General features: G+C 64.4%; 6 protein-coding genes and 1 pseudogene. All 7 read right to left on the bottom strand.

The window, feature by feature from the left end; all coding sequences use genetic code 11:
- A pseudogene (locus tag VJS46_RS11510) lies at positions 1–251 on the bottom strand (cobyric acid synthase CobQ); the annotation flags it as partial.
- The gene (gene cbiB, locus VJS46_RS11515) at positions 239–1,336 is read right to left on the bottom strand and encodes an adenosylcobinamide-phosphate synthase CbiB (RefSeq protein ID WP_324060198.1); all 1,098 of its coding nucleotides are present in this window, start codon (positions 1,334–1,336) and stop codon (positions 239–241) included. The pseudogene VJS46_RS11510 and the gene cbiB, both read right to left, overlap by 13 nt.
- Complete coding sequence (locus VJS46_RS11520) at positions 1,336–2,109, bottom strand: ABC transporter ATP-binding protein (RefSeq protein ID WP_324060199.1); 774 nt, start codon at positions 2,107–2,109, stop codon at positions 1,336–1,338. Before VJS46_RS11520 ends, cbiB begins: the two co-directional genes overlap by 1 nt.
- Positions 2,109–3,077 (bottom strand): iron ABC transporter permease, encoded by a 969-nt coding sequence (locus VJS46_RS11525; RefSeq protein WP_324060200.1) that lies wholly within the window; start codon positions 3,075–3,077, stop codon positions 2,109–2,111. The genes VJS46_RS11520 and VJS46_RS11525 overlap by 1 nt, the downstream gene beginning before the upstream one ends.
- Positions 3,074–3,886 carry an ABC transporter substrate-binding protein gene (locus VJS46_RS11530; protein WP_324060204.1) on the bottom strand — a complete coding sequence of 271 codons (813 nt, stop codon included), beginning with the start codon at positions 3,884–3,886 and terminating at the stop codon, positions 3,074–3,076. Before VJS46_RS11530 ends, VJS46_RS11525 begins: the two co-directional genes overlap by 4 nt.
- Positions 3,887–4,203: 317 nt before the next feature.
- On the bottom strand, positions 4,204–4,812 hold the full coding sequence (gene cobO, locus VJS46_RS11535; RefSeq protein ID WP_324060202.1) for a cob(I)yrinic acid a,c-diamide adenosyltransferase: 609 nt from the start codon (positions 4,810–4,812) through the stop codon (positions 4,204–4,206).
- Positions 4,809–5,682: aminotransferase class I/II-fold pyridoxal phosphate-dependent enzyme (locus tag VJS46_RS11540; protein WP_324060203.1), on the bottom strand; the 874-nt coding region annotated here is incomplete at its 5' end. The genes cobO and VJS46_RS11540, both read right to left, overlap by 4 nt.

Raw genomic sequence — 5,682 nt, forward strand, 5'->3', positions numbered from 1 at the left:
ATCTCGCTCTGCGGCTTCAAGAGCACAGGATTCATATGGACGCTTGGCGTGACGCGCGCTGCGCGCGCCTGCAATGCTTGTGCGCGCCCGATTTCGCCGCCGTCGACCGTCACAGCGGCATTGTTCGACATGTTTTGCGGCTTGAAGGGAAGGACCTTGATGCCCCGATTGGCGAGCAGGCGGCAGAGGCCGGCGACAAGAACGGACTTGCCGACATCGGAACCAGTGCCCTGAAACATTAGAGCGCCCATGCCAGCCCTCCCGCAATCAGCCAGAGGAGAAGGCAGGCGCGGCGGTAAAGCGCAAGCGCACAGACGAGGTCTTGCGGCTGCGGGCGCGGACCATCCCCCAGGGTGGCGCGGCCGATCCACTCGCCATCATAGTTTGCCCCGCCGCCAAGTGTAACGCCAAGCGCCCCTGCCATCGCCGCTTCGGGCCACCCGGCATTGGGGGAAAGATGCTTGCGGGCGTCGCGGAGCATGACGTGGACGGCACTATGAGGCGTTAGATCAGCCGTCGTCCCAGCGCAGGCCGGGACCCCGTTTCCTTTTGCTCCGCCGAAGAAAAAGCGGGCCCCCTGCCTGCGCAGGGACGACGGGGAGGAAAGACACAGCAACAACCCCGATAGCCGGGCCGGAACGAAATTCATCACATCGTCCAGCCTTGCCGCTGCCCAGCCGAAATGGCGGTAGCGTTCATCCTTGTGGCCGATGAGGCTGTCGGCGGTGCTGACAGCCTTGAAGACAAAGATGCCGGGAAGGCCCGCGACCAGGAACCAGAAGGCAGGCGTGACGATACCGTCGCCAAGGCTCTCGGCGAGGCTTTCCGTGGCTGCGGCGGCGATGCCGCTTTCGTCGAGCGGAGTGGTGTCGCGTCCAACGATCTTCGATAGGGCAGTGCGGGCCTCCCCGATATTCCCGGCAAGCAATGGCTCGGCAACGGCGCGGACATGGTCGTGCAGGCTTTTCTGGGCGAGGCCGGTCGTCGCGACAAGGATGAGCAGGAGGACGCCTGGCCAGCCGGAGAAGAGATGTTCGAGCATCAGGCCAAAAAAGGTGGCCGCGAGGACGAGGATTGCGATAGTGGCGACGCCCGCGAGGCGGTTTTTCGCTTGCTCCCTTGTCATTCCCGAGAAAGCGGGAAGCCATCTGCTCTCCCGTTTCGACGTTTGCGCGTCAAAAGAGGAGTGTTGCCCATTCCACCGCCGCTCCAGCGTGCTGATCAACGCTCCGGCCCAGACGACGGGATGCGGCACGCGCCGATGCAATGCGTTCGGATAGCCCATGGCTGCCTCAATGAGGAGAGCCGCCAGAAGCTGTTCCGCGCGATCCGGCATCAGGCGATCCGGCGGATGGGGACGAGCATCGGATCGCCGGTCGGGCCCGTTGCGATATGCACCTCGACACCATAGGCTTGGGCGAGGGTTGCGGGGGAAAGCACTTCATCGCGCGGGCCAGCGGCAATGATCGCGCCGTCCTTCAGCACCAATATGTCGTCAGCGATTCGCGCTGCGTGGGTGAGGTCATGAAGCACCACGGCAACGCCCGCGCCCCCCTTCGCGCATTGCTTCAGGCGGTCGAGCACGTCGAGTTGATGGGCAGGATCGAGGCTGGCGAGGGGTTCGTCGGCGAGCAGCCATTGCGGCTCCCCCGCCAGGACGCGGGCCAGTAGAACCCGGCCCTGCTCGCCGCCCGACAGGCGAAGGACCTGGCGTTGGGCGAGGTGGGCGCAATCGGTCGCGGCCATGGCGCTGGCGACGGCCCGATGGTCCGCTTCGCTCATCCCCCAGCGGCCCCGGTGAGGCATGCGGCCAAGGCCGACCAGCGTCGCCACATCGATGTCCCAGTGAATGTCGCCCTGTTGTGGTAGCAGGCCGATTGTGCGGGCGCGCTCCCGGCGATCGAGGCTGTGAATGTCGCGTTCGCCCACTCCTACGGTGCCGCTGTCGGGGCGGCGGAGTCCGGCCAGGCAGGAAAGAAGGGTGCTTTTCCCCGCACCATTGGCGCCCAGGATGACAGTGACGCGGCCCTGCTCCAGCCGGCCCGTTACATCATTCAGGATTTGCCGCCCTCGCAGGCTGAGCGACAGGGCGCTGAATTGCATGTCCATCAGGCAAGCTCCCGGCGCATGCGGAAGAGGAGGGCGAGAAAGAAAGGGGCGCCGAGGAGCGACATGGCTATGCCAAGGCGAAGCTCGCTGGTGCTGGGCATCACGCGCACCATACTATCGGCAAGGGTCAGCAGCGCGGCTCCGGCAAGCGCGGAAGGGAGAAGCACAGCCGAAGGCCGGTGCCCAGCGAGGGGACGGACGAGATGCGGTACGATGAGGCCGACAAAGCCGATGATCCCCGCCGCTGCCACTGAAGCACCGACGGTAAGCCCGATACCGAGCACGACCAGCCATTGCAGACGGCCGGTGTCGACGCCCAAGGACCGCGCAGCAGCCTCGCCCAAAGTAAGCGCGTCGAGCGCGGTGGCGGTAGCGGCGAGGATGAGCATTCCGGCGATCATGGCGGGCAGGGTGAGTTGCACGTCGGCCCAGCTCCGGTCTGTGAGCGCACCCAATAGCCAGGTGACGATCTCCGAAGCGGCAAAGGGCGTCGGAGCAAGGCTGATGAGCAGCGAGGTCAATGATCCGCTGATGCTGGCGAGGATCATCCCCGCAAGCGTGAAGAGAATCAGGCTGCCCGATCGTCCCGCCAGCAGGGCAAGCAACGCCATACCGGCGGCAGCGCCGCCAAGGGCGAACAGTGGAAGCAGCAGGGCGGATGCCGCATAGCCGAAATAGAGAGAGGACACAGCGCCAAGCGCTGCGCTGCCCGACACGCCGAACAGGCCAGGATCGGCGAGCGGATTGCGGAGATAGCCCTGCATCACCGCGCCCGACATGCCCAAAGCCGCGCCTATGGCGGCGGCCAGAACGGTGCGGGGCAGACGGAGTTCCAGGATGATGAGGGAGGGGAGATCGTGGCTCATCCATTCACTGACGGGCACCCAGACTTTGCCCGCCAGCAGCGATGCCGCAAAGGCAGCAAGCAATAGGCCGAAAAGCGAAAGGTTGAGGCGTACCTGGGTCATGGCCGGGCCTTTAATGAGCGGCGGACTTCCGACAGCCGGGTTACGGCATCGATCATGCTTGGCCCTGCGCAATGGAGCAGCCGGGGAGCATATTCCCTGACAGCGATACGGTGGGACAGACGGCGGATGGCAGGGTGCGACAGCATCCGGTCGCGGTCTCCGGCCGCGCCACCCGCCGAGAAGAGCACGCGCGGCGGCCGCGCGAGCAGATGCTCCAGTGGTAACACGTCCCATTGCTGCAAGCCATAAACGCTGCTCATGTTGCGGAAACCGGTGCGGCGGAGAAGCTCGTCAGCCAGCGTATTGGCGCCCGGCACCATGCCCCCACCCTGCCAGATCAGCGCGGGCACGAATTGTTTGTCCTGGGGCCGGGCGTGAGCGAGCGCGGCGTCGATCTGAGCGTTCAGGCGACGGCCCCTTTGCGGCACATTGAGCACGGTGGAAAGCTCTGTGATCTGCGCCTTGCTCTCCTTCACGCTTTCAGGAACGGCGAGGCGGAGCAGGCGGATGTTCTGGCGTTCCAGCGCATGAATAGTGGAAAGCGCCACATGCGGCCCCGCAAGCACCAGGTCTGGGCGCATCGCCAGCACCTCCTCCGCTGTCCCCGAAGTGACGGGAAAACGCAAAGCCTGATTGAGCGGGATGGAGGTGGCGCGCGGATCGTGGGAATAATGGCTGATGGCAGCGATCCGGCGCGGCTCGACAATGCGCATCAGGACTGCATCGATGCAGGGATTGAGGGAGACGATCCGTTTTGGCGGGGCGGCGGCGGCGGGGGCTGTGAGGAGGAGGGCAAGGAGGGGTGCGATGGGGAAGAGTCGCTTTGTTACTCGCGCGACTGCCCTTTCCCCAGCGGCAACCTTATCAACCTGTCGCCCCTGCGAAGGCAGGGGCCCCTCTTCTAGAGCAGGTTTCAGCCGTGTTGAATCATTCACCCAGATCCGTTTGTGTCGAGCGAAGTCGAGACACGTGTCGCCAGCGTCCCTCGACTTCGCTCGGGACGAACGGGAACACATCAACCTGAGTGAAACCTGCTCAAGCTTTGGCAAAGAAAAAGCGGGATCCCTGCCTTCGCTGGGACGACGGAAATTTGGTGGGAAGGGATGAGGCCGCATGAAAGCAGGCATCAAAACTCCACCCCCTTCTGCGCCTTGAACCCCGCATGGTAGGGGTGCTTCACTTCGGTGAATTCAGTGACGAGATCGGCAATCTCAAGAAGTTCGGCCTTGGCACCCCGGCCAGTAATGCAGATATGCTTCTCCAATGGCCGCGCTTTCAGGAACTCCACGATTTCCTCGATGGGAAGCGTATCGTTCCTGAGGACAATATTCAGCTCATCGAGAATGATGAAGTCATAGGCAGGATCGAGGATGAGTTCCTTCGACCGCTCCCATGCGGCGCGGGCGGCGGCGATGTCGCGGGCGCGATCCTGCGTGTCCCAGGTGAAGCCTTCGCCCATCACTTCGAAGGTAAGAAGGCTCGGGTTGGCGATGAAGAAATTCTTTTCCCCCGTTTCCCAATTGCCCTTCACATATTGCACGACGCCGACCTTCATACCCCAGCCGAGCGACCGGATCGCCATGCCAAAGGCAGAGGAGGATTTGCCCTTGCCATTGCCGGTGTGAACTATGAGCAGGCCGCGCTCCTCCGTCTTGCGCGCCTGAATCTTCGCGCGCGCGGTTTGGAGGCGCTTCATACGGGCATTGTGGCGGGTAAAGTCTTCGGGATCGCTCATTGACTGCTCCATGCGGACAGCGCCTGTTCCAGCCTTTGCCACTGCGGCTCCTCGCCCGGAAGCCCAAAGCGCAGCGCATTGGCATCTTCTGCAAAGGGCCGGGTCAATATGCCCGCTTGCGCCAGATGGTGGAACAGGTCAGATGCCCGTTCCGAGCGGGCGAGACGGAAGAGCGGGGTGCCCCCTGCTATGGTGAGGCCGCAAGTCTTGAGCAATGTGTCGAGCCGCTGAGAGGCATCGGCGAGGCGCTGGCGTTGGTTGGCCTGCCAGTCGCTGTCGCGGTAGGCGGCTGTAGCGATCGCGATGGCGGCGCTTCCCACCGGCCAATCGCCGATCAGCGCGCGGAGGCGCATTGCCAGGGGGCGGTCGGCAATGACAAAGCCGAGGCGAAGTCCCGGCAGCCCAAAAAATTTACCGAAGGAACGCAGGACGATGGCGCCCCGGCGGTCAGAGGCAAGGCTGAGGCCCGGCATGGCGTCGGCAAAGGCCTCATCGACGATGAGTTGGCCCGTAAAGCGGTCAAGTTCGGAGCGGGACGTGATGCGCCCGTCCGGGTTGTTGGGATTGCAGAGGATGAGAAGCTCCGCCCGCTCCAGAGTCCCTGGACCCATAGGGCGGGCGTCGGGCCATGCCGCCTTGTGCCCCGAATAAATGGGCGCGAGGAAGCGCGCCTCCGTCCCTCCAAGCAGTTGCGGCAGCAGGCGAAGCGCAAGGTCGCTGCCGGGGACGGCAACGACCTCTTCAGCGTCCGGGGCGCCGAAGCAGGCGGCTGCGGCGGCCTCGAGATTCCCGAGCGCACTGGGTTCCGGCAGGCGGCTCCAGTCCGTTCCTGCTTCGGCAGGATAGGGCCAGGGGCTGATGCCGGTGGAC

Source organism: Rhizorhapis sp. (assembly GCF_035276005.1).
Classification (GTDB): domain Bacteria; phylum Pseudomonadota; class Alphaproteobacteria; order Sphingomonadales; family Sphingomonadaceae; genus Rhizorhapis.

What these genes read in the sequence shown, in the direction of transcription:
- cbiB (WP_324060198.1), bottom strand. Translation starts at nt 1,336, where the DNA reads ATGCCGGATCGCGCGGAACAGCTTCTGGCGGCTCTCCTCATTGAGGCA.
- VJS46_RS11520 (WP_324060199.1), bottom strand. Translation starts at nt 2,109, where the DNA reads ATGGACATGCAATTCAGCGCCCTGTCGCTCAGCCTGCGAGGGCGGCAA.
- VJS46_RS11525 (WP_324060200.1), bottom strand. Translation starts at nt 3,077, where the DNA reads ATGACCCAGGTACGCCTCAACCTTTCGCTTTTCGGCCTATTGCTTGCT.
- cobO (WP_324060202.1), bottom strand. Translation starts at nt 4,812, where the DNA reads ATGAGCGATCCCGAAGACTTTACCCGCCACAATGCCCGTATGAAGCGC.